Origin of the sequence: Sulfurovum sp. bin170 (genome assembly GCF_010892395.1) — a bacterium.
GTDB lineage: Bacteria > Campylobacterota > Campylobacteria > Campylobacterales > Sulfurovaceae > UBA1140.
The window spans coordinates 1-1,624 of sequence record NZ_JAACKB010000192.1 but is presented as its reverse complement, the minus strand read 5'-3'; the positions used below and the strand labels follow the sequence as shown (position 1 = coordinate 1,624).

The following is a 1,624-nucleotide window of genomic DNA, read 5'->3' as shown; positions in this document are numbered from 1 at the left end:
GCCAAAAACTCTATGATGCCTTTGTTAGCTCAAAAGTTGAAGCGTTGTATCTTGATGGTAGAGGACATAATGATATTCATTTGGATAAGGGGTATTTTGAGGGGATAAAGGGTTTTATGGAAAGAGCATATTGAACTTCTTCTATATCTTGACTAATGTTATTATATATTATATTAAAAAAGTAATTTAACATCCTAGAATAGGATACATTTCTTAAAGTTTAAATATAGAAAATAAATTAAACTTTTATCTAATTATTTTTCTACTCCACAGTTTAAACACAATTTTTTTGCTATAATAACAGTGTGAGAGTCAAATTTTCCCCCTTTTTCCCCCTTTTGGCTCTCATGTAGTATTAGCTTCATACTTTTTATACTTAACATTCTCCCTATATAATAAATAGATAACATTTGAAGCTATTACTTAAAACATACTTTAATGAAAAAACCATTTTCCATCATAAGGCAATAACACATCCATGAAGTTTTTAAATGCATCTGAACTAAATAGTGCCTCTTGAACCAGTGAACTATCAGGGGCTACAGAGATAAGTAGAAACAGAGATAGATAGATAAGTCCATTTTGTATCTTGTCGGTTTGTGTTTTCAATTTAAAAAATTTCAGAGCCGTACCAGAAGATTTTTTTACTCGTCTATTTCTCAAATCCACACTATATATCTCATCCAAAATCAGATGTACCATATATCCCCAAGTTATCATTATCCCATAGACCCAAGAGAGTAGAGCGTCCAATCCCAAAAAGAGGTGCATCACAATAGCCGTAACAACCCCCCAAATAAACGCTACAGGAATGGAGTGAAACATTCCACGGTGTTTTGATATTTTTCGAAATACTCCAATCAGACCAAAACGAACAGCCCAAAAGACCACACCTGCCATAATCAACATCTCAATAATCGAATAGGTAGACGATTTGAGAAAAACAGAGAGTATCGTAATAAGTAGAGAGAGGACTGTGAATCCTATACCTATAGATTTGGAGTGGTCAGAATCTATATCTGGCATCAAACCACCAAAAGTACCCAAAGCAAATGCCATAACCGACTCTGTAGGTGCAATCACCTCCATAGAGAGCATAGTACCACTAACTACTGCACTTGCCCCTGATGCTACAACAAAGTGTGTATTGAAATTTGCCATCTAGTTTTTAACTTTGGTGAGAAGTTTATGCTCACTGCCTAAAATATCCTCGACAATTACAGAATTCTTAAATAGTATCATATATGGTTTGGATTTCTGCATCCGTCCTGTTCTGCTCTCTGTCTCTATGGCAACATCTACCATCCACCCTCTCCAAGCGATGTCACCACCATAAGCTAAACCTTTTCGTTTGTATGCCCGTTGTGGAGTAGAGAATGTATAGTTTGCAAAATCTGCTCTTTTTATCCTGTTTGCAAAATAGTTTTTTATCTTACTTCGATAGTCTCTTGGAGGGTAACCATACTGTACAGTCCGAATAGGAGTTCCCATTGTTGGTCTCTCTTTTGTTGGCTGTGGTCCTTGTGTTGGAACACAAGCTGTAAATAGTGCTGTTGTCGTTATTATTATTGTTTTTTTTACTATTTTTTTCATATCTAATTATGCAATAGAACTCTATAAAGTC

At 35.1% G+C, this 1,624-nt stretch carries 2 protein-coding genes; both read right to left on the bottom strand.

All coding sequences use genetic code 11. The features are described from left to right. Positions 1 to 435 precede the first annotated feature (435 nt). Positions 436 to 1,161 carry a metal-dependent hydrolase gene (locus GSY74_RS04520; RefSeq protein ID WP_255494541.1) on the bottom strand — a complete coding sequence of 242 codons (726 nt, stop codon included), beginning with the start codon at positions 1,159 to 1,161 and terminating at the stop codon, positions 436 to 438. Then, positions 1,162 to 1,593 (bottom strand): hypothetical protein, encoded by a 432-nt coding sequence (locus GSY74_RS04515; protein ID WP_164663915.1) that lies wholly within the window; start codon positions 1,591 to 1,593, stop codon positions 1,162 to 1,164. It lies immediately after the preceding gene. Between the last annotated feature and the right edge of the window lie 31 nt (positions 1,594 to 1,624).

Excerpts from the sequence above, each read along its gene's own strand:
- GSY74_RS04520 (WP_255494541.1), bottom strand. The coding sequence starts at position 1,161 with ATGGCAAATTTCAATACACACTTTGTTGTAGCATCAGGGGCAAGTGCA.
- GSY74_RS04515 (WP_164663915.1), bottom strand. The coding sequence starts at position 1,593 with ATGAAAAAAATAGTAAAAAAAACAATAATAATAACGACAACAGCACTA.